The sequence below is a fragment of the Pseudomonas sp. AM8 genome, from assembly GCF_036346475.1.
Classification (GTDB): domain Bacteria; phylum Pseudomonadota; class Gammaproteobacteria; order Pseudomonadales; family Pseudomonadaceae; genus Aquipseudomonas; species Aquipseudomonas marginalis.
In genome coordinates, this window is record NZ_JAOTNX010000001.1 from 885,833 (window position 1) to 906,010 (window position 20,178).

The following is a 20,178-nucleotide window of genomic DNA, read 5'->3' on the forward strand; positions in this document are numbered from 1 at the left end:
CTGGAGCAAGCGCCATGACGTTTCCGTTGAAAATCACAGTGGTCGGCATGCTGCTGTTGCTGGCGGCGTGCAGCAGTACTCCGATTACCTTTCATACGCTGACACCGGCGCACTGGAATACGGCCACTGGGGCCGACGCGGGCAGCATCCGGATCGAAAGCATCACCGTTCCACCCCAGGTCGACCGACCGCAGATCGTGATTCGCCAGGGCGACAGCGGCGTGGCGATCCTGGAAACCCAGTGGTGGGCTGCGAGCCTCGCGGATGAGCTGAGGAGTGCGCTGGTCGACCAATTGGCCAACAGCAACCCTCGACAATCGATGTTGTTGCGTCTTGAAGTGCAGCGCTTTGACTCCGTACCCGGCCAATACGCATTGCTCGACGTCAAATGGCGCCTGCGCCCGGCCGGTGGCACCGAGCGCCCACCGCTGACCTGCCGGACCACGTTGCAGTCGCCCGCCGGGCCGAGCATTGACAACGTGGTGCTCGCCCATCAAAACAATCTCAAGCGCTTTGCCGCGCAGGTCAGCCAGGCGGTCGACAGGTCAGCCGGCCAGTGCCCGACGACACCGTAAACCGTCCGGCACTTACGCCAGCAAGCCCATGGCCTTGGCTCGCGCCACGGCCTGGGTGCGTCGCTCCACCCCAAGTTTGCTGTTGATGTGGCTGGCGTGGGTCTTGACGGTGTGCAGGGAGATAAACAGCTGGTTGCTGATTTCCTGGTTGGAGCAGCCTTGGGCGATCAGTTGCAGGACCGCCAGCTCGCGCGTGCTCAGGGTTTCGTGGCCAGTCGTGACCTCGGGCGTCACGACCGCCGGGAGAAGCGCGAGCAGGCTCTGGTGCAACACACCTTGCGGGTCCTTGCCCAATTGCTCACGCATCCAGTCCGGATGCCCGTCCAACAAGCGCTGGAACGGCTGTAACGCGCCCCCGGCGCCCGCCTCAAGCGCCTGGGCCAGCACCGGCCGCGCCCTGGCTTCCTGACCGCACTCGAGCAGCAACTGGTTCTGCTGGGTCAGCGCCATCAGGGCAATCATCTGGCGCCCACTGTCGTGGGCCTGTTGCGCCAGTGCTTCGAGCCGCTCCAGCGCCGCCTGGGGCTGATGGCGCACGGCATCGAGGGCGGCTTGTTGCAGCCCGATATGTTGCGGCAAGTGCGGGTGGAATTCCGGTGCAGCGGCGGCCTGTTCGCCGTGGTAAGTCTGCCCCAGGCGCGTCAGCCAGGCATCCGCCAGGTCGGTGCGGCCCTGGGCCAGCCACAGTTCGCATTTGATCAGGGTAATCATCGCCAGGTAGTAGATCGGCGGCACATCCCAGATATGCATCAGGCGCTCGGCTTCGGCGAGTTCGGCGAAGGCTTTGGGAAAGTCATGGCGCCGCCCTTCGAAGCTGGCGATCACGCAATGGCCGATCAGCACGCTGATATCGCGGCAGGCCCGCGCCTCGGCCAGGCCTGCGCGCAGGAGGGCAATGCCGGTTTCGGGCTGGTTGCGCATCAACAGCAAATAGCCTTCGTAAAGCGACAGCCGCGCACGCACCGCATACAGTCGCTGCGGTGCCAGGCCGTGCAGGCGCTGCAGGCCCTGGCGCACCTCATCGAGCGCGCGCAGGATTTCGCCACGGGCCTGCAGCACCCGTGCACGGTCGTAATGGGCCAGGGCCTCGAACAGCGGGTTGCCGACCCGCTGCGCCAGTTCCAGGGATTCGCGGTTCAGGCCACGGGCGCGCCACAAATCACCATCGGCGATGGCCAGGTTGGACAGGGTCGACAGGCACACCAGACGCTGGCCGTAACGCCGTTGCGGCAGGCTTTCCAACGCCTCGCTGCAATAGCGCTGAGTCAATTCACGATCCCCGCGGCCCCGGGCGATAATCCCGCTCAGCGCAAGCCACTGGGCCAGCATCGAGCGCTGTGCAGTGGCCGAGGGCGCCGGCAGGAAGCGACTGAGGTACGCGGATAATTCCTCCGCCGCATCCAGCTGGCAGGCCAACCCCAATGCCCAGCTGTACAGCACAATCAGGCGCGGCGTGCTAATCAGCAGGCTGTCGGGCAAGTCCATTTTCCAGCGCAGCAACATGCCGACATTCTGCTCGGCCAGCAGTTGTTCTTCGGACAGGTTCTGCACCAGGTTGGCCGCCACGTCGAGGTGCCCGGCGCGCAACGCCTGCTCCACCGCCTCGTCGATCAAGCCCTGGGCGTTGAACCAACGGCAAGCGCGCAGGTGCAGGCTGGCGGCCGGCAATACATTGCTGCTCGCGCGGCGGGTGCGCAGCAGGTCGGAGAACAAATGATGATAACGGTACCAGTGCCCCTGCTCGTCCAACGGCACCAGAAACACCTGGTGGGCTTGCAGGTAACGCAGGATCTCGGCGCTGTCATGGGCTTCGCGCACGGCATCGCACAGCTCGCTGCAAAAACGCTCCTGGGGCGCGGTGTCGAACAGGAACGCCTGCACTTCGGGAGGCAGGCAGTCGATCACTTCTTCCAGCAGGTAGTCGCGGATCAGCCCTTCCCCACCGTGCAGGCTTTGCGGCAAGGCGCCCTCATTGCCGGCTTCGGAAGCCGCCAGCAGCCAAAATCGCAGGCCGGCCACCCAGCCTTCGCTGCGGCGGATGAGGTTGTCGAGGGCTTCACCACTCAAGGAACTGCTGTGGCGATCCAGCAACGCCTGGGATTCGGCATGGGTCAGGCGCAGGTCTTGCTCGTGCAACTCCAGCAAATGCCGTGACAACCGCAAGCGCGCCAGATGCCAGTCCGGGCGCTGGCGACTGGTGACCAGCACCACCAGGCCATCGGGCAAATGGTTGAGGAAAAATTGCAGGCAACGGTCCAGCACCGGTCCCTGGGCCAGATGGTAGTCATCCAGCACCAGTAATAATGGCGCACGGGTGGACAGGTGCACGGTCAGCTCATCGAGCAGGCCGTCGAGCCACTCTTCAAACGCAAAGGGTTGGTGACGCTGGCGCATTTTCAGCAAGCCCAGGGATTGGGTGCCGAGTGCCGGGAAGTAGTGCTGCAACCCTTCGAGAAGGCGCTCAAGAAAACGCCCTGGGTCGTTGTCCCGTGGGCTCAGGCCCAGCCACAGGCTGTGCCAGTGAGCCGGCAGGCCCTGGCAGAACTCCACCGCCAACGAACTCTTGCCGAACCCGGCCGGTGCGCAGACCAGCAGCAACCGCCCCTCCAGGCCGGCGCCCAGCCGTTCACACAGGCGCGGGCGCAGCACGTAGCCATCAGGCAGCGGGGGCCTGTAGAAGCGACCTTCCAGGGTCGGGATTACCCGGCTGGCAGGCCCTTGGATTCGGGACAGATCAGTCATCGCCGGGCTCTTGTAGAAGGCTGTTGTCGGCATTGCAGATGTCCGCAGACTAGCGGTAAAAGCGGCGGGTTTGTAGATCTTTGCAACATTTGCCTGAAAAAGAACTGAGACAAGAAATATCGCCGCAAACAAAAAGTGGAAGGGGGCTTGCTCCCGATAGAGGCGGATCAGTCAATGCTGCGCTGACTGTCACATCGCTATCGGGGGCAAGCCCCCTCCCACCTTGAGTTACTCGTGCAGCTTAGCGAACACCGTCCTGGCGCAGGGCCGCCGGGGTGAAGTCGCTGGTGGTGGCGGTGAAGCCGAAGTCATAGGCCTGCTTTTCTTCGTTCTTCATGCCCAGGGCCAGGTAGCGGCCGGACTGGAGGTCGTAGAGGGTTTCCAGGGCGTACCACGGCACTTGCTTGTCGTAGTAGTTCTCGGCATGGGCTTCGGCGACACGCCACAGTTGGCCACGGCCGTCGTAGTGGTCGATCACTGCGGCTTGCCAGGTGTCTTCGTCGATGTAGAAGTCACGCTTGGCGTAGATGTGGCGCTGGCCTTCCTTCAAGGTCGCGACCACGTGCCAGACACGGCGCAGCTCGTAGCGTGCCAGGTCCTGGTTGATGTGGCCGGCCTTGATGATGTCGGCGTACTTGAGCTTCGGATCATCGATCTTGTAGCTGTTGGAGGCGATGTAGATTTCCTTCTTGCCTTCCAGTTTCCAGTCGTAGCGGTCCGGCGCACCGTTGTACATGTCGAGGTTGTCGGAGGTACGCAGGCCGTCGGCGGCGGTACCCGGCCCGTCATAGGACACTTGCGGCGCCCGGCGCACGCGGCGCTGGCCGGCGTTGTAGACCCACGCCGAACGCGGCTCCTTCACCTGGTCCAGGGTTTCGTGCACCAGCAGCACACCACCGGCCAGACGTGCCGGGGCGGTCACTTGCTGCTTGAAGTAGAACAGCACGTTACCCGGGTTCTTCGGGTCGAAGTCCTTCATCTTGTCGCGGAACACGAACTGGTCGCGGAAGTACACCAGGCTGTAGGAGCCGTTGGTTTGCGGCGTGGCCTGGGTCACCAGGCGGGTCACGCTGCCACCGCGATAACGGGTGATGTGGTTCCAGATGACTTCCACGCCGCTTTTCGGGATCGGGAACGGTATGGCGGTTTCGAAGTTTTCCAGGCCGTTGCCGCCAGACACGAGGTTGGTGGTGGTGGCGTTCTTCTTGATGGAGGCGAACACATCGGCCGGTACGGTAGCGCCGCGATGGGTCGGGTAGACCGGCATCTTGAAGGTTTCCGGGTAACGCTTGAACATCGCGTACTGCCCCGGTGCCAGCTTGTCCTTGTACTGCTCGACGTTCTGCGCGGTGATGGTGAACTGCGGTTGCTCACTGGCGTACGGGTTGGCGAGGAAACCTTTGGCATCCACAGCGCCGGCGTTGGTCGGCATCGGCGACCATTTCGGGATGGTGCCGGCCGCGTTACCGGCCATTTCCGCGCCCATCGGCGTCAGGGTCGTGCCCAGCTTGGCGGCCTCATCCGCCGACACTGCCGCCATGACATTGCTCGCCAGGATCGACAGCCCAAGCACACCCACGTGCAACAGACTTTTGGTTATTTTCATGTTCTGGTCTTCCTGAAAATACAGTGTGCTTAGAAGTTGGCGCCGAAGCTCAGGGCGACGAAGTCGCGGTCATTCACCGTGCTGAAATCACCACCGAAAAAGTTGGTGTAGTTCAGGCTGGCGGTGTAGGTGTTCTGGTATTCGGCATCCAGGCCCAGACTGACGGCTTTGCGGCCCTCTTCGAAGTTGGCGCCAGGACCCGGGGAGTACCCCTTGACGTCATGGGACCATGCCACGTTTGGCTTGAGGTTTACGCCGGCGAAAACGTCCGGGTATTCCCAGATAGCCCGACCGCGATACCCCCAGGAAGTGGCAGTGGTGAAGCCATCGTTGTTGCAGTTAGTGTTCAGCCCGTTGGCATTTGCCAGGCCGGCGCCTTGAGCCGTAGACGTGTTCAACGCCGCACAGGCATTATTCGGCAGCGTACCAGGGCCGAAGACAGGGTCACGACCGTAGCGCACATCCGACTTGCTCTCCAGACCACCCACATGGGTTACACCTACTTCACCCACCAGGGTCAAACGGCTAGCGCCCATGACTTGGTCGAAGAAGTGGGTAAATGTCGTTTGGAACTGGCTGATTTCCTTACGACGATAACCATGCAAGTCCTGGCCCGGAGCCCCGTTGAGCAACGACGCATTGCCGAGGACCGGCCCACCAATAGGCTTCACACCGGCAAACAGGATGTCGGTGGTGCTCAGTTGGACCGGGGCATTGGGGCGGTAGCTAAACTCGCCGCTCCATGCAGTCCCCGTGGGCAGGGTGGTGGAGAAACTCAAGCCATAGAGACGAATATCCTCTGGGTACTCAACGAAATAATTGGAGTTACCCGCGACCACCAGCGGACGCAATTGACCAGGCACACCTGGCGTTGCGCCGGTGTATTTCGATTGCGGGGCGCCCTGGGCACTGAAGATCGGAGCGCGGCTGTGGTAGTTCATGAAGTAAGCGCCGAACTCTGTATCCAGAGGCTCGTAGTTGTAATGGAACGCGACACCGAACTGACCACTGTCGCGCGCATCACGATCCGGGCCGCGACGCACCAATACGCCCTCGTTGTTAACGTCGACGCCATTTGCGGCGAGCCCTGGCAGTACTCCGGCGGGTAGGAAGCGACGGCTGTTCAATACTCGCAAATTGTCACTGCAGCCATCGGAAATAACATCAGGCTGAGAGAAGAAAGTGCCGCAGTTATCGGTAACGGTCTGGTCCCATTCCAACTGATAAAAGGCTTCCGCCGACAAGTTATCGGTCAGGGTCTGCGACACGTAGAACATGTTGACCGGAATCAAACCTTCCTTGATTTCGGCGCCCGGACGACGGAATGCAGACACATCGATCGGGTTAATGGAGTTGATGCCACCACCGATGAAAGTACTTTCACCCCAGCTCACTACCTGCTTACCGAACCGCACGTTGCCGGGCTGATCGGCAATGGAGTAGTTGTGGTAGATAAACGCATCGAGAATCTGCCCGCCAGAAGACTTGGCGCCCTCTTTGCGGTTGTTGTTGCTGATGTCCTTGAACTCGCGGCTCTCATCCTGCAGTTCGAAGTCATACCAGTACTTGCCGCGCACAAACACGCCGGTGTCGCCGTATTTCAACTCCAGGTCATGAATGCCCTTGAAAATCTTCGAGAACGTTTCGCCACGCTTGAAGTTCAAGTGGCCGTCATCGGAGGTCTGTGACAGACCGTTGCCGCCGTTGTTGGCACCGATCAGGTCCTGGTTGGGCTTGGCTGTCGACCAGCTCGCCCCCACAGACAGCGACGAGTCAAAACTCCCTTCGATTTCACCGATATTGAAACTGACGCCGAATGCGGGCCCGGCGAGCGTAGAGGCGAGACTGACGGCCAGGGGCAGTCTTGCCCGGCGCCAGAACTGGTTTACTGAGGTCATCGACGCTACTCCATGTGCATTATTGTTATGGCAGTGAGTTTGTTCTGTGATGCTTGTAACGGCCGGAATACAACGATTCCAATGCCGCCTGGCAACTGAACCTCCATGGCCCGAAGCGATGCATCCTTGAAAAACTCTGGGTGGGACTATAGCCAGCAGGGGGTATCGCTTGATCCCTCTAAAGTGTGATTTGCATCACCAACCCGTCTGCCACAGCCCTTTCGCCATGTCGGCGAAGGCCGACGCGGCAAGGATGGCTGAAAATTGGCAAATCACAAGTGAAGGCGCGAGATAGAGCATCGCCGTGCCACGAGGGCACGGCAAATCAGCTCAGAGGGTGGACAGGAAGGTGCTGTTGTTGGCCTGCCATTCAATGATGTCAATACGGATACGTTTTTTGTCGAGCTTGCCGACACTGGTCTTGGGAATTTCCGTAACAACGGCGATCTGGCTCGGAATCGCCCACTTGCTCAGATGGCCCAGTTCGACAAAAGGCTTGAGGTGTTCCTTGAGCTCGCGGGCCCCAATCTCATGGCCATCACGCACCACCAGCAACGCAAACGGGCGCTCGCCCCACTGCGGGTCGGCGATGCCCACCACCGCTACTTCGCGTACCGCCGGGTGACGGCTGACCAGGTCTTCGAGGGCCAGGGAGGAGATCCACTCGCCGCCGGTCTTGATCACGTCCTTGATGCGGTCGCGGATATCGATCACCCCAAATGCATCGAGGGTGGCCACGTCGCCCGTGTGCATCCAACCGCCCGCCCACAGCTCGGCGCCCTTCTGCGGCTCGTTGTAATAGCCCTCGGTCAGCCACGGCGCGCGCAGGACCAACTCGCCCTGGGACTCGCCGTCGGCGGGCAGGAAATTCCCCTCGGTGTCCATGATCGCCGCTTCCACCAATGGCCCAGGCACACCGGCCTTGATGCGGTAGGTGATGCGCTCGTCCTCGGTGCCGGCCATCAGCTCCTCGTTGAGGTGGGCGCAGGACACCAGCGGGCCGGTCTCGGACATGCCGTACGCCGCGGTGAGCTGAATCCCACGGGCCTTTGCCGCCTCATACAGCGTGCGGTTGAGCGCACTGCCGCCGATGACGATTTTCCAGCCGCCAAAATCGATGCCTTGGGCAGCCTTGGCGTTGAGCACCATTTGCAGGATGGTCGGCACGCAGTGGGAAAAGGTGACCTTCTCCTTGCGCCACAGCTCTACCAGGTATTCCGGGTCGTAGCGGCCGGGGTAGACCTGCTTCAGGCCAAGCATGGTCGCCACATACGGCAGGCCCCAGGCATGCACGTGGAACATCGGCGTGATCGGCATGTAAACGTCGTTGGTGCCCAGCAGGCGCACGCTGTCGACGCTGCCCATGATGGTCGCCACGCCGATGGTGTGCAGCACCAGTTGGCGATGGGTGAAGTAAACGCCCTTGGGGTTGCCGGTGGTGCCGGTGGTGTAGAAGGTGGTGGCGACGGAGTGTTCGTCGAAGTCCTGGAAATCGTACTTCGGGCTGGCGGCGGCCAGCAGGGTTTCATACTCACCGACCAGGTTGGGCAACTCGGCGGTCTTGGCTTCGCCGTCGGTGAGCAGCAGCGTCTTGTCCACGGTGGTGAGCTGCCCGGCAATGGCCTGGTAGAGCCCCACGAACTCGCTGTTGACCAGCACGAAGCGGTCCTCGGCGTGGTTCATGGTGTAGAGAATCTGTTCCGGCGACAGGCGCACATTGATGGTGTGGATCACCGCGCCGATCATCGGGATGGCGAACATGCATTCCAGGTAACGATGACTGTCCCAATCCATCACCGCCACAGTGTCACCGGCCTTGACCCCGGCTTCGGTGAGCACGTTGGCCAGGCGCGCGACGCGCTCGATCAAGGTCGGGTAGGTGTAGCGCAGCTTGTCGCGATAGACAATTTCCCGGGTCTTTTCGTAACGGGTACCGGACATCAACAGGCGCTTGATCAACAGCGGGTATTGATACGCACCTTCGGCGGGCGGAATAACACGGGTCTGCAACATACGAATCCCTTTTATGACTGCACGGTCTTGGCTTGAAGACCTGCACTGTAGAGAGGTTATGTTTCAGCTAAATCAGCCAAAGGAATGATTTGCAGAGGCTGGGGAATGCTAGCTTTGAGCCATTATTCAGGGACAATGGAGGTCAAATGTGGGAGGGGGCTTGCTCCCTCCCACACTGGATTGTGTTTACTTGAGAACAGCGTTTATTTCGCGCTGGTAAACGCCAACTTCACCCCAATCGCAATCAACACTGCTCCCATGGTCCGATCAAACCAATGCCCCATCCGTGCAAACCCGGCGCGCACGCGCTGCTGGCTGAACAACATCGCCACCAGGCAGAACCACAACGCCGTCGCCACCGCCAGGTACACGCCGTAGCCGGCCTGGATCGCCAGCGGTGTGTGCGGGTTGATCACCACGGTGAACAGCGACAGGAAGAACAACGTCGCCTTGGGGTTCAGGCCGTTGGTGACGAAGCCTGCGGTAAACGCGCCACGCGGGGTACGCTCGCCCGCTTCGCGGTGCAACTCGCCCTCGACGGCAGGCTTGGCCGGTTTGGCGCGCAGGGCCTTGAAGCCGATGTACAGCAGGTAGGCGGCGGCGGCCCATTTCAGTGCGTTGAACAACACGATGGACTGGGACACGATCAGGCCGATGCCAAGCAACGAATAGCCCACGTGCAGGAAAATCGCCGAGCCCACGCCCAACGCAGTCCAGGTTCCGGCGCGGCGGCCGTGGGTCACGCTCTCACGCACCACCACCGCGAAATCCGGGCCGGGGCTGGCCACCGCCAACAGGTGAATCAGGGCTACGGTCAAAAACTCGGCGGCGTACATACTCACTCCATTAAGTAACGGATTATTTCATCTGGTAGGCTCGGCAGATTACGCCTTCGAACCCTGTCGCAAAAGGTACAGTTGATGACGAACAATCGCCGCGCCGTCTTCCTTGATCACCCGTCCCTGGACCTGGGAGACCTCGACCTCAGAGAGCTGCACGGCAACTTCAGCGACTTGCAGTTGTTGACGGGCACCACACCGCAGAATGTGGTCGAGCGCTTGCAAGGCGCGCAGGTGGCGATCAGTAACAAAATCCCGCTCAACAGCGAGACCCTGGGGGCCTGCCCGGAACTCAAGTTGATCCTGGTATCGGCCACCGGCACCAACAACATCGACCTGGAAGCCGCCCGCGCCCATGGCATCACCGTGAGCAACTGCCAGGGCTACGGCACACCGTCGGTGGCGCAGCACACGATCATGCTGTTGCTCAACCTGGCGACGCGGCTGCAGGACTATCAGCGCGATGTGAGCGCCGGCAAATGGCAAGAGGCCCAGCAGTTCTGCCTGCTGGACCACCCGATTGTCGAGCTGGAAGGCAAGACCCTCGGCCTGCTGGGCCATGGCGAATTGGGCAGTGCCGTGGCGCGCCTGGCCGAAGCCTTCGGGATGCGCGTGCTACTCGGCGCGATTCCCGGGCGCCCCGCCCGTGCCGACCGCGTGCCGCTGGATGAATTGCTCGCGCAGGTGGACGCACTCACCTTGCACTGCCCGCTCAATGAACACACCCGGGACTTTATCGGCGCCCGTGAACTGGCGCTGCTCAAGCCCGGCGCGTTTATCGTCAACACCGCGCGCGGTGGCTTGATCAACGAGCAGGCCCTGGCCGATGCCTTGCGCAGCGGCCACCTGGGCGGCGCGGCGACCGATGTGCTGAGTGTTGAGCCCCCGGTCAATGGCAACCCGCTGCTGGCCGGCAATATTCCTCGACTGATCGTCACACCCCACAACGCCTGGGGCAGTCGCGAAGCGCGGCAGCGTATCGTCGGCCAACTGGCGGAAAACGCCCGGGGCTTTTTCAGCGGCGCCCCGCTGCGCGTCGTCAGTTGATAAACTGCGCCCCTTTTCAAGGAGCAGACCATGGATCCGCGCAGTGAAGTACTGCTTCGTCAGGCCGAACTTTTTCAAGGCAACCTGCTGCTGGTGGGCTTGCCCGCCGACGACCTGCTGGGTCGCCTGCCCAACGCCCACGGCTGGTGCTGGCATGCCGGCGACCAGGCGGCGCTCGACGCGCGCTTCCCGGAGCGCAGCCAGTTTGGGGTGAATGCGCCCGAGCGCGGGTTCGATGCGGCGGTGATCTTCCTGCCCAAGTCCAAGGACCTCACCGATTACCTGCTCAACGCAGTGGCAGCGCGACTGCCCGGCGCCGAGCTGTTCCTGGTAGGCGAGAAAAAAGGCGGTATCGAAAGCGCCGCCAGGCAAATGGCCCCGTATGGCAAACCGCGCAAGCTCGACAGCGCGCGGCATTGCCAGCTGTGGCAAATCACCGTGGCCAACGCCCCGCAAGCGGTCGAGCTGGAAAGCCTGGCGCAGGTGTTCGATGTGCCGCTGGCCGAAGGCCCGCTCAAGGTGGTGAGCCTGCCGGGTGTATTCAGCCACGGCCGTCTGGATCGCGGCACCGAGCTGTTGCTGGAACACTTGGACAAACTGCCGAGCGGCCATTTGCTCGACTTCGGTTGCGGCGCCGGCGTGTTGGGGGCGGCGGTCAAACGTCGCTACCCGCACAACAGCGTAACGATGCTGGATGTGGATGCTTTCGCCGCCGCCAGCAGTCGCCTGACCCTGGCCGCCAACGGCCTGGAAGCCGATGTGCTGACCGGTGATGGCATTGACGCTGCGCCGATGGGGTTGAATGCAATCTTGAGCAACCCACCGTTTCATGTCGGCGTGCACACCGACTATTTCGCCACGGAGAACCTGCTGCGAAAAGCGGCGAAACACCTGGCAAAAGGTGGCGAACTTCGCCTGGTGGCTAACAGCTTCCTGAAGTACCAGCCGTTGATCGAAGAGCATCTGGGCGTGTGTGCGGTCAAGGCCGAAGGCAATGGTTTTCGCATCTACCGTGCCAAGCGCGGCTGATGGCGGTTTGAAAAAGAACGCTTGCCGAATGGATTTTGCCTAGGCAGAATCCGCTCCGTCCTAGGGGAGTAGTCTCCCACGAGCGCCACGCTCGTCCGGCATACGTCAACATACTTGGTCAACAGGCCATGGCGTATGCGACCCAGGAGTCCGCACAGACGGACCGGGGTTTGACAAGACCTATGACACGCACACCTTACCCGGGGCGGGAAGGCTGTACGTGTCATAGCCGTGTCGACCCGCCCCTGGAAACCTACCTGATGCTGGATTCATTGCTCGTTCCTACCGCAATCGTTGCCTTGGCCGAAATCGGCGACAAGACGCAACTGCTCGCGCTCATCCTTGCTGCACGCTTTCGCAAGCCCTGGCCGATCATCGCCGGCATCGTCGCTGCAACCCTGGCCAACCATGCGGCCGCCGGTGCCGTGGGGGCCTGGTTCGGGAGTTTCTTCTCGGATGCGGTATTGCACTGGATTCTCGCGGCCAGCTTCTGCGCCACCGCGCTGTGGACCCTGGTGCCAGACAAACTCGACGACGACGAAGCCAGCACCACGCGCAAGTTCGGGCCGTTCCTGACCACGCTGATTGCATTCTTCCTGGCGGAAATCGGGGACAAGACCCAGATCGCCACGGTGATGCTCGCGGCGCAGTACCCGGAACTGTGGCTGGTGATTATCGGCACCACCCTGGGCATGTTGATTGCCAACGTGCCGGTGGTTCTGGCGGGGAATTTTGCGGCGGAGAAACTGCCGCTGACATTGATTCGCCGATTGGCGGCTACAGCGTTCTTTGTCCTGGCGATTGTGGCGGTGTACAAGGCCATGCAGAGCAGTGGCTGGATATAAGCCAAACACGGAAGATGGTTTGCCCTGATGCCTGTAGGAGCGAGCTTGCTCGCGAAAAACTCACCGGCGCCGCGTTTATTCAGGCAACACGCGTTATCGTTGACGTTTTTCGCGAGCAAGCTCGCTCCTACACGGCGTCGATCAGGACTTCTTGGCCTGCTGGTAGAGCGGCATCACCTTCGGAATCGCTGCCTGCAACGAGGCGATCCGGCTGTCGGAGGCCGGGTGAGTGCTCATGAACTCCGGCGGTGCGCCTTCCGAAGCCTTGGCCATCTTGTTCCACAGCGTGATCGCCGCGTTCGGGTTGTAGCCGGCACGGGCCGCCAGTTCCAGGCCGATCAGGTCCGCTTCGTTTTCATTGCTGCGGCTGTTGGGCAAGGTCATGCCGTAGTTGGCCACGGTATCGGCCAGCGCCAGGCTGTCCTGGCCCAGGCCGAACAACGCACCGGCGCCCTGCTTGGCCATCTCGATGCCGTAGGCCTTGGACATGGCTTCGCGGCCATGCTCACGCAAGGCGTGGGCGATTTCATGGCCCATCACCGCGGCCAGTTCATCGTCGGTGAGCTTGAGGTTGTCGATCAACGCGCTGTACACGAAGATCTTGCCGCCAGGCCCGCAGTTGGCGTTCATCTCATCGCTCTTGATCAGGTTCACTTCCCACTTCCACTGCGCCGCATCCGGGCGGAAGGTCGGCGCCTGGGCGATCAGGCGATTGGCGATCGCCTGCACGCGCTTGGCATTGGCGCTGGTCTTGTCCAACTGGCCTTTGCTGCTGGCCTCGCCCAGGGTCTGCTGGTAGGACTGGGCATACATCTGGTCGACTTCCTGGCTCGACAGCATGCTGAACATATATTGCTTGCGCTCAACCCCGACCGCGCCGCCGCTGGTGGTGTTGACCGACTGACACCCGGCCAGCAACACGCCTGCCGCCAATACACTTACGGCCAATGATTTCTTCATCAATACACTCTCCCTGAAAAGACGCCCTGAAAACATGGCGCGTATCGTAGGCGCTCATTTGTATCGGCGCCAGATACAACAGACGTGTAACCGATGAATTTCGGACACATCTCACACGCCCGGCAACCTCAGTGAGCAACCGGCCTCAGGCTCAGGCCGGGGTCAGGCACTCCGGCCCGTTGAGCTTGGGATCATTGACCATGTTGGCCAGGACTCGCTCACGCAATGGGACCGGCTCACTGGCCAGCAAGCCTTGCAACACATGCAAGGGCGTCTCGGGATCGAGCCAGGCGGCCTGACCCGCCACGTCCAGAATCAACGGCCGGCGCTGACTCTGGGCGGCCTGGGTCACCACTGCCGTACTCAGCCACACTTGCTCCTGCACCGGGTACGCCTCCCAGATCGCTGCAAAAAACAGGGTCGAGCCCTCCCCCGGCGTCAGCCAGTACGGACGCTTGCGCTGGGTGCCGCGCCATTCGTAAAAGCCGTTGGCGGGCAGCAGGCAACGGCGCTGGCGAAACGCTTCGCGAAACATCGGTTGCTCGGCCAGGGTTTCGGCACGGGCATGGGCCGGGGTGCGGGAAAGGTCAGTCAGCCAGGGCGGCGTCAGGCCCCAGCGCGCCCGTGCCAGGGTGCGCTGGCCGTCATTGAGGCGCTGGATCAGCACCGAATCATTCGGGGAAATGTTCCACTGGGCCTGCTGGTCGGCCGGAAAGCCCGGCAGGGCAGCAAAGGTAGGGTTCCAGCGAAACAGGGCATAACGTCCACACATGGGGCAACACGACTCTTGGGTAAACCGACCGACAGCCTAACAGACCAATACGTCGGGGAAGCTGTCGGGTTCGTCGCCGGGCAGGGGTTGCGCACCGATATAGGCGGTAATCAGCTCGCGGGCTTCAGCCGCCCGGTCGTTGTCCACTTCCAGCCCCAGCAGGCCGAAGATCGGCAACTCCCCCGTGCCGCCGAGCAAATGGCGCCCTACCAGGTGCGCCTCGATGCCCTCGCTGGCGAGCATTTGCTGCAGCAACTCGCCTTCCATCAGGTTTTCCGGTTCGTAGATTCGCTGCATGGGCGTACCTGTTATTCGTTTTCACTGCGGGTTTCGAGCATCCACTCTTCACCATGGACCTGCAGGTTGAAAATGATCGGTCGGCAACACACCTGACAGTCCTCGATATATGTCTGATCACCGCCGGATAAATCCACCGCGGTCTCTACCGCCTCACCACAATAAGGACAATCGTACAGAGCAGTTTCCAGCATCGCAGTCTCCCAGGTGACTTGTGCGTATAATCGCCGGTCTATTTACAGGGCTATTTTCCGGCCGGGCCAATTGCCCGGACGCTCCCTGGTATTTCCTTTACTTACCCTAGCCGTTTCTAACAAGAGAGCATGATGGGCGAATTCGATACCATCCGACCTTACAACGACAGCGAAGTCCCGGCAGTGCTGGCCCGGCTGTTCAGTGACAAGGCCTTTCTGGACATCCTGACCCACTTCCGCTTCCCGCGCTTTGCCGGCGCCCTGGGCTGGCTGCTCAAGCCGATGATCGCGCGCAAACTGCGCCGCGAGTTCGCCGGTGTCACCACCGTGGCCACGCTTCAGGACAAAGTCGAGTATTACGTCGACCACACCATTGACCGGGCGACCGACGGCGTGACCTACACCGGCGTCGAACAGCTCAAATCCGGCACCGCCTACCTGTTCCTGGCCAACCACCGCGACATCGTGATGGACCCGGCCTTCGTCAACTATGCCGTCTACCACGCCGGCCTGCCGACGCCACGGATCGCCATCGGCGACAACCTGCTGCAAAAGCCGTTTGTCAGTGACCTGATGCGCCTGAACAAGAGCTTCATCGTGCACCGTTCGATCACCGGGCGAAAGGAGAAGATGGCGGCGTTCAACCTGCTGTCGGCCTATATCAACCATTCGATCCGCAACGACTGCCAGTCGATCTGGATCGCCCAGGCCGAAGGCCGCGCCAAGGACGGGGATGACCGCACCGAGTCGGCGATCCTCAAGATGTTCCATGTCAGCCGCAAGGACGAGCCGTTTGCCGAAGTGATCCAGTCACTCAACCTGACGCCGGTGTCCATCAGCTACGAGTACGACCCGTGCGATGCCGCCAAGGCCCGCGAACTGTATATCCGCGCCACCACCGGCACCTACGTCAAGGCGCAAGGCGAGGATGACGTCAGCATTGCGCTGGGCATCACCGGCTACAAAGGCCGCGTACATATCAACTTCGCGCCGCCGATTACCGAGCGTTTCGAAGACACCAAGGTCCTGGCCGTGGAAATGGATCGGCAGATTCTCGGCGGCTACCGGCTGTTCCCGGTGCACTACCTGGCGTACGCCCAGTGGAGCGATGCCGACCCGCAGTTGCAGGTGCCGAAGGCGGCCGACGTGTTCCCGGCCGATGAACTGGCCAAGGCGAAGGCGGAGTGGGAGCGGCGCCTGAACGACTGCCCGGCCGAGCACCGGCCTTTCCTGGTGGTGCAATACGCGACGCCAGTGCGCAATCAGTATCGGGTCAAGGCTGGAATCCCGCTGTAAACACCGATCAAGAAAATGTGGGAGGAGGCAAGCCCCCTCCCACATTGGTTCTGCGTTTTTTTAGATTCGGGTGCTGAGCCAGGAAGTAGCCAGCGCCAGTCCAAGGCAGGCGAACCCGATGCGGTAAGCCACACGGTGCGCCCGCTCGGTGCGCACATCCAGGAACAGCATGGGCTGGTCGATTGCGCGATCTTCACTTTGCGCCGTCAGTTCAGCCATGGCGCGTTGCTCGCGCAGGCGGGTGATGAACAGCAGCGCAGCGCCTGGGCAGGCCACTGATAAAGCCACGGCATTGATCAATAGTGCGGGCAGCGCCATCGCAAACCTCGATGAAACAGTCTGTGGGTATCGGTTCAGATACAAACCTTGACGGTAGTGGCCTCGAGCACCAAAACCGCTCCATCTCCCATGGACGGCTAATGTATCCAGTAATTTACGCCGTCACCTGAACGTCACCTTAACAAGCCACTCTGTTGCCCTTCGAACATTCAGGAGCTTGTCATGCTGCACGCGCACAACCAGGATCGGCTGTATCTGATTGCCCAAAGCGACGAGCAGGAGGCGCTGATCGGCGGCCTGGCGTTCAACGTGCAGGACCGCCACTGGCTGGTGTATTGCGCCCTTGGCGGGCACCAGCATGCGGACTTGCCCGAGGCCGATCTGTTGACGGGGGTGAGCATGCTGGACTTTTGTATCGACACGGCCGCGTGAAACTGAAGGCATAAAAAAACCGGACTCATCGCTGAGCCCGGTTTTTTTTGTTTGAGCGATTACTGCGAGCTGAGCAATGAACCGATGCTTGGGTCCTTGAACAGGCGGGTCAAGGCATCGCTCAGGACGTCGCTGACCAGCCTGGTGTTGGTTTCCTGGTTAGGCGACATGCCGAAGCGCTGGTTCAGCGACGCACCGTAACGGCCGCTGTAGCGACGGGTGCCGGCGGTGACGTCGGACTTGAAGGTGGCGCCAATGGACGCCTCGGTCACGTAAAGACCGTCTTTAGGCGACTGATACTTCAACTCGGCCAGGGTGATCGTCAACTGCGGAGCGCCCGGCGCGTTGGGGCTGGGGGTGAAACCCAGCAGGCGCACGGCCGCTTCCGCCTGGGCTTGCAGCTTGGGCAGCACGTCTTGAGCGTTCACCGACACCAGGGCGGTTTCCGGGTACAGGCCACCGCGCGAACCGAGTGTCGGCGACGGACGACCGTCCACCACCCGTACCGACACCGGCTGGCCATGGCCCACCGGGGCCAGCTGCGTGGTGATTTTCGGTTCCGGGGTCAGTTGCTGCGGGCTGTTGGCGCAGCCAACCAGGGTCAAGCTGGTCACAGTGATCAAACCGAACAACAGGCGTTGCAACATGCGCTTCTCTCCAGAAATCAGGTACCGACAGGCCGGCAGTATAGCGGGGCGCCCCTGCAGGGAACTAGCGTCAGTTACAACCTGTGACCCGGGGCGTCGCCTGCGGTTCGATGTCACCGATATGTCATAGCCGTTACATGGGCTCGTCATCCGAAGCAGGCATGCTTGGCCTCAATCTCAGGAGGTTGATCGCCATGCATTTTCTCTGGTCGCTGTTTACGCGCAAGCCCGCCCTTCGCCAGTTCGCCCTGCTCGATGCGCAAGGCCGTTGCCAGGCGTTCAAAGCGTGCTGCCAGCCTCCCGTCGGCGAAGGCTGGGTGGAAATCGAAGAAATTCGCCTGAGCTGGATGCATCATCCGTTGCCGGCTCGCGCCCGTGTAAGCCCACGCCCTGCGCGGTCGCTACGTCACCAGGCGTTGGCCGCCTGACCGAACGCCTAATAAAAGTCATAAAACCCGCCCATTTCCCCGGCGTTCTTCGCTACAATCTCCCCCCGATTATAAGGACGTCTCCTGATCGGGCCTCGCAGCATCGTTAATGCCTCGGTATTAACCCCAAGAATCGCCCACAGAGAGCCGCCCACACAGATCCTGTGAAGCTGGCGCGCTTGCTGTTTCCTTTGCAAACCACCCGCCTTTACCGAATCTGCCAGAGCTGCCATTGCGCTCGGCCACTTGAGTTGTTTGCCCGTTTTGCCGCGTGTCGGCAGAGGTTTGCGGGCCAGGTGCCAGGCCGGGGCAGCCCTTTTTTGAGGTTCACGTCTTCAAAAGAGCGTGAAAAAAACGGGTTTTCACAACTTCACAAGAGTGTGGCGAGCAAATGAATAGTTTGGCGTTTGTACAAGCACCATCAGCGTCTGGAACAGCCCAACCACACAGGCCCGAGTACTCCGCAAACACCGGAGCTTGAGCCTGTCCGCTACGGATTGATTGCACGAATCGCACGCTTTGACCATAAGTCGAATTGCCACAGGCGCCCATGAATGCGTTCATAGGCAGATCAGGCCGGGCAGGAAGCGTGTGCTGAATGTGCAAGGAATTGCGAAACGGACATGGCGATCCTGGCCATGGGTAACCTGGGGCAACACGTGAAACGCCCCGTCACTCCTGGCAGCCATGCCGTCAATTTGGTGCTGCAGATTTTGGAGACGCGTTAAATGGCGCATAACGAAGCAGTCGACGTAGTACTGGTAGGGGCCGGCATCATGAGTGCCACCCTGGCCGTACTGCTCAAAGAGCTCGACCCCGGCCTCAAGCTGGAAGTCGTTGAGCTGATGGACTCGGGTGCCGCGGAAAGTTCCAACCCGTGGAACAACGCCGGTACCGGCCACGCCGGGCTGTGTGAGCTGAACTACACGCCCCAGGCCGCCGATGGCTCCATCGACATAAAGAAAGCCGTGCACATCAACACCCAGTTCGAGGTGTCGAAGCAGTTCTGGGCCTACCTGACCAGGAAGGGCACCTTTGGCTCGTCCAAGTCCTTTATCAGCCCGGTGCCGCACCTGAGCTTCGTGCAGGGCGAAAAAGGCGTGGAGTTCCTCAGGAAGCGCTTTGAAACCCTCAGCAAGCACCATGCGTTCTCGGACATGCACTACACCGAAGACCGCAGCGAAATGGCCGAGTGGATGCCGCTGATGATGCCGGGGCGCCCGCTCGACGAAAAAATCGCGGCCACCCGTGTGATGAACGGCACCGACGTCAACTTCGGCGCCCTGACCAACCAGTTGCTCACTCACCTGACCAGCTCCCCGGACGCTCAGGTCAAGTACAGCAAGCGCGTGACCGGCCTCAAGCGTAACGGCGCAGGCTGGACCGTGAGCATCAAGGACGTCAACAGCGGCAACAGCCGCGAAGTGGACGCCAAGTTCGTGTTCCTCGGCGCCGGTGGCGCGGCCCTGCCGCTGCTGCAGGCCTCGGGTATCGAAGAAAGCAAAGGGTTTGGCGGTTTCCCGGTCAGCGGCCAGTGGCTGCGTTGCGACAACCCGGAAGTGGTCAAGCACCACCAGGCCAAGGTCTACAGCCAGGCCGCCGTGGGCTCGCCGCCGATGTCCGTGCCGCACCTGGACACCCGCGTAGTCGACGGCAAGAAATCCCTGCTGTTCGGGCCCTACGCCGGCTTCACCACCAAGTTCCTCAAGCACGGCTCGTTCCTCGACCTGCCGCTGTCGGTTCGCGCCGGCAACATTGGCCCGATGCTGGCCGTGGCCCGCGACAACATGGACCTGACCAAGTACCTGGTCAGCGAAGTGATGCAGTCCATGGAGCAGCGCCTGGAGTCCCTGCGTCGCTTCTACCCCGAAGCGAAAGCCGAAGACTGGCGCCTGGAAGTGGCCGGCCAACGGGTGCAGATCATCAAGAAAGACCCGAAGAAAGGCGGCGTGCTGCAATTTGGCACCGAGCTGGTCGCGGCTAAAGATGGCTCACTGGCAGCACTGCTGGGTGCGTCCCCAGGCGCTTCGGTGACCGTGTCGATCATGCTGGAACTGATCGAGCGGTGCTTCCCGCAGAAAACTGCCGGTGAGTGGGCGACCAAGCTGCACGAGATCTTCCCGGCACGGGAGAAGGTCCTGGAGACTGATGCCGAGCTGTATCGCAAGATCAATACGCAGAACAACATCAGCCTCGAACTGGTTGAATCTGCCGCCGAGACCGGTAGGAGCGAGCTTGCTCGCGAAGATCGTTAACGATAACGCAGCGCATCTGGTTTA

The 20,178-nt window shown here is 61.4% G+C and carries 19 protein-coding genes and 1 riboswitch; of the genes, 8 read left to right on the top strand and 11 right to left on the bottom strand.

Annotated features, from left to right (window positions below; translation table 11 throughout):
* Positions 1-14 precede the first annotated feature (14 nt).
* Complete coding sequence (locus tag V3W40_RS04265) at positions 15-575, top strand: PqiC family protein (protein WP_065938550.1); 561 nt, start codon at positions 15-17, stop codon at positions 573-575.
* A gap of 12 nt (positions 576-587) precedes the next feature.
* On the opposite strand, the gene V3W40_RS04270 is transcribed toward V3W40_RS04265, so the two are convergent.
* The 5 genes from V3W40_RS04270 to V3W40_RS04290 all read right to left on the bottom strand — a co-directional run bounded on the left by V3W40_RS04270 (position 588) and on the right by V3W40_RS04290 (position 9,670).
* Positions 588-3,317 carry a LuxR C-terminal-related transcriptional regulator gene (locus tag V3W40_RS04270; protein WP_330214507.1) on the bottom strand — a complete coding sequence of 910 codons (2,730 nt, stop codon included), beginning with the start codon at positions 3,315-3,317 and terminating at the stop codon, positions 588-590.
* Between the two features lie 241 nt (positions 3,318-3,558).
* Positions 3,559-4,923 (bottom strand): DUF1329 domain-containing protein, encoded by a 1,365-nt coding sequence (locus V3W40_RS04275; protein ID WP_065924270.1) that lies wholly within the window; start codon positions 4,921-4,923, stop codon positions 3,559-3,561.
* A gap of 29 nt (positions 4,924-4,952) precedes the next feature.
* The gene (locus tag V3W40_RS04280; protein ID WP_065924271.1) at positions 4,953-6,821 is read right to left on the bottom strand and encodes a DUF1302 domain-containing protein; all 1,869 of its coding nucleotides are present in this window, start codon (positions 6,819-6,821) and stop codon (positions 4,953-4,955) included.
* Between the two features lie 330 nt (positions 6,822-7,151).
* Complete coding sequence (locus V3W40_RS04285; protein ID WP_330214508.1) at positions 7,152-8,834, bottom strand: fatty acid--CoA ligase; 1,683 nt, start codon at positions 8,832-8,834, stop codon at positions 7,152-7,154.
* A 203-nt stretch (positions 8,835-9,037) separates the two neighbouring features.
* Entirely contained in the window at positions 9,038-9,670 is a 633-nt protein-coding gene (locus tag V3W40_RS04290; protein ID WP_065924273.1) for a LysE family translocator, read from the bottom strand.
* An 84-nt stretch (positions 9,671-9,754) separates the two neighbouring features.
* Between V3W40_RS04290 and V3W40_RS04295 the strand changes: the two genes are divergently transcribed.
* From V3W40_RS04295 to V3W40_RS04305, 3 genes are all read left to right on the top strand, one after another.
* The gene (locus tag V3W40_RS04295) at positions 9,755-10,720 is read left to right on the top strand and encodes a 2-hydroxyacid dehydrogenase (RefSeq protein ID WP_330214509.1); all 966 of its coding nucleotides are present in this window, start codon (positions 9,755-9,757) and stop codon (positions 10,718-10,720) included.
* A gap of 30 nt (positions 10,721-10,750) precedes the next feature.
* Entirely contained in the window at positions 10,751-11,749 is a 999-nt protein-coding gene (locus V3W40_RS04300) for a class I SAM-dependent methyltransferase (RefSeq protein ID WP_065924275.1), read from the top strand.
* Between the two features lie 50 nt (positions 11,750-11,799).
* Positions 11,800-11,921, top strand: a riboswitch (yybP-ykoY riboswitch).
* 88 nt (positions 11,922-12,009) lie between these two features.
* Positions 12,010-12,594 carry a TMEM165/GDT1 family protein gene (locus tag V3W40_RS04305; protein WP_005784895.1) on the top strand — a complete coding sequence of 195 codons (585 nt, stop codon included), beginning with the start codon at positions 12,010-12,012 and terminating at the stop codon, positions 12,592-12,594.
* A gap of 141 nt (positions 12,595-12,735) precedes the next feature.
* On the opposite strand, the gene V3W40_RS04310 is transcribed toward V3W40_RS04305, so the two are convergent.
* From V3W40_RS04310 to V3W40_RS04325, 4 genes are all read right to left on the bottom strand, one after another.
* Entirely contained in the window at positions 12,736-13,554 is an 819-nt protein-coding gene (locus V3W40_RS04310; protein ID WP_027604784.1) for a M48 family metallopeptidase, read from the bottom strand.
* A 151-nt stretch (positions 13,555-13,705) separates the two neighbouring features.
* The gene (locus V3W40_RS04315; protein WP_141605524.1) at positions 13,706-14,326 is read right to left on the bottom strand and encodes an SOS response-associated peptidase; all 621 of its coding nucleotides are present in this window, start codon (positions 14,324-14,326) and stop codon (positions 13,706-13,708) included.
* A 36-nt stretch (positions 14,327-14,362) separates the two neighbouring features.
* Complete coding sequence (locus V3W40_RS04320; protein ID WP_027604786.1) at positions 14,363-14,623, bottom strand: putative signal transducing protein; 261 nt, start codon at positions 14,621-14,623, stop codon at positions 14,363-14,365.
* A gap of 11 nt (positions 14,624-14,634) precedes the next feature.
* Positions 14,635-14,817: a CPXCG motif-containing cysteine-rich protein gene (locus V3W40_RS04325; protein ID WP_027604787.1), complete on the bottom strand. Its 183-nt coding sequence runs from the start codon at positions 14,815-14,817 to the stop codon at positions 14,635-14,637.
* A 132-nt stretch (positions 14,818-14,949) separates the two neighbouring features.
* On the opposite strand from V3W40_RS04325, the gene V3W40_RS04330 reads away from it, so the two are divergent.
* A complete protein-coding gene (locus V3W40_RS04330) occupies positions 14,950-16,113 on the top strand; it encodes a 1-acyl-sn-glycerol-3-phosphate acyltransferase (protein ID WP_174562722.1) in 1,164 nt (387 codons plus the stop codon).
* Positions 16,114-16,173: 60 nt separating this feature from the next.
* Here the strand turns inward: V3W40_RS04330 and V3W40_RS04335 are convergent, their stop codons facing one another.
* Entirely contained in the window at positions 16,174-16,431 is a 258-nt protein-coding gene (locus V3W40_RS04335; RefSeq protein ID WP_065924279.1) for a hypothetical protein, read from the bottom strand.
* Positions 16,432-16,614: 183 nt separating this feature from the next.
* Between V3W40_RS04335 and V3W40_RS04340 the strand changes: the two genes are divergently transcribed.
* Positions 16,615-16,824 carry a hypothetical protein gene (locus V3W40_RS04340; RefSeq protein ID WP_027604790.1) on the top strand — a complete coding sequence of 70 codons (210 nt, stop codon included), beginning with the start codon at positions 16,615-16,617 and terminating at the stop codon, positions 16,822-16,824.
* Between the two features lie 59 nt (positions 16,825-16,883).
* Here the strand turns inward: V3W40_RS04340 and V3W40_RS04345 are convergent, their stop codons facing one another.
* Complete coding sequence (locus V3W40_RS04345; protein ID WP_065924280.1) at positions 16,884-17,471, bottom strand: YajG family lipoprotein; 588 nt, start codon at positions 17,469-17,471, stop codon at positions 16,884-16,886.
* Between the two features lie 194 nt (positions 17,472-17,665).
* On the opposite strand from V3W40_RS04345, the gene V3W40_RS04350 reads away from it, so the two are divergent.
* Together V3W40_RS04350 and mqo are read left to right on the top strand one after the other, a co-directional pair.
* A complete protein-coding gene (locus V3W40_RS04350; RefSeq protein WP_065924281.1) occupies positions 17,666-17,899 on the top strand; it encodes a hypothetical protein in 234 nt (77 codons plus the stop codon).
* A 728-nt stretch (positions 17,900-18,627) separates the two neighbouring features.
* Positions 18,628-20,154, top strand: a complete 1,527-nt coding sequence (mqo, locus tag V3W40_RS04355) for a malate dehydrogenase (quinone) (RefSeq protein ID WP_330214510.1) — start codon at positions 18,628-18,630, stop codon at positions 20,152-20,154.
* The last annotated feature ends 24 nt before the right edge of the window (positions 20,155-20,178 follow it).

Coding starts and splice junctions, on each gene's coding strand:
- V3W40_RS04285 (WP_330214508.1), bottom strand. CDS start 8,834: ATGTTGCAGACCCGTGTTATTCCGCCCGCCGAAGGTGCGTATCAATAC.
- V3W40_RS04345 (WP_065924280.1), bottom strand. CDS start 17,471: ATGTTGCAACGCCTGTTGTTCGGTTTGATCACTGTGACCAGCTTGACC.
- V3W40_RS04270 (WP_330214507.1), bottom strand. CDS start 3,317: ATGACTGATCTGTCCCGAATCCAAGGGCCTGCCAGCCGGGTAATCCCG.
- V3W40_RS04305 (WP_005784895.1), top strand. CDS start 12,010: ATGCTGGATTCATTGCTCGTTCCTACCGCAATCGTTGCCTTGGCCGAA.
- V3W40_RS04290 (WP_065924273.1), bottom strand. CDS start 9,670: ATGTACGCCGCCGAGTTTTTGACCGTAGCCCTGATTCACCTGTTGGCG.
- V3W40_RS04320 (WP_027604786.1), bottom strand. CDS start 14,623: ATGCAGCGAATCTACGAACCGGAAAACCTGATGGAAGGCGAGTTGCTG.
- V3W40_RS04265 (WP_065938550.1), top strand. CDS start 15: ATGACGTTTCCGTTGAAAATCACAGTGGTCGGCATGCTGCTGTTGCTG.
- mqo (WP_330214510.1), top strand. CDS start 18,628: ATGGCGCATAACGAAGCAGTCGACGTAGTACTGGTAGGGGCCGGCATC.
- V3W40_RS04275 (WP_065924270.1), bottom strand. CDS start 4,923: ATGAAAATAACCAAAAGTCTGTTGCACGTGGGTGTGCTTGGGCTGTCG.
- V3W40_RS04335 (WP_065924279.1), bottom strand. CDS start 16,431: ATGGCGCTGCCCGCACTATTGATCAATGCCGTGGCTTTATCAGTGGCC.
- V3W40_RS04350 (WP_065924281.1), top strand. CDS start 17,666: ATGCATTTTCTCTGGTCGCTGTTTACGCGCAAGCCCGCCCTTCGCCAG.
- V3W40_RS04310 (WP_027604784.1), bottom strand. CDS start 13,554: ATGAAGAAATCATTGGCCGTAAGTGTATTGGCGGCAGGCGTGTTGCTG.
- V3W40_RS04315 (WP_141605524.1), bottom strand. CDS start 14,326: ATGTGTGGACGTTATGCCCTGTTTCGCTGGAACCCTACCTTTGCTGCC.
- V3W40_RS04280 (WP_065924271.1), bottom strand. CDS start 6,821: ATGACCTCAGTAAACCAGTTCTGGCGCCGGGCAAGACTGCCCCTGGCC.
- V3W40_RS04300 (WP_065924275.1), top strand. CDS start 10,751: ATGGATCCGCGCAGTGAAGTACTGCTTCGTCAGGCCGAACTTTTTCAA.
- V3W40_RS04295 (WP_330214509.1), top strand. CDS start 9,755: ATGACGAACAATCGCCGCGCCGTCTTCCTTGATCACCCGTCCCTGGAC.
- V3W40_RS04330 (WP_174562722.1), top strand. CDS start 14,950: ATGGGCGAATTCGATACCATCCGACCTTACAACGACAGCGAAGTCCCG.
- V3W40_RS04340 (WP_027604790.1), top strand. CDS start 16,615: ATGCTGCACGCGCACAACCAGGATCGGCTGTATCTGATTGCCCAAAGC.
- V3W40_RS04325 (WP_027604787.1), bottom strand. CDS start 14,817: ATGCTGGAAACTGCTCTGTACGATTGTCCTTATTGTGGTGAGGCGGTA.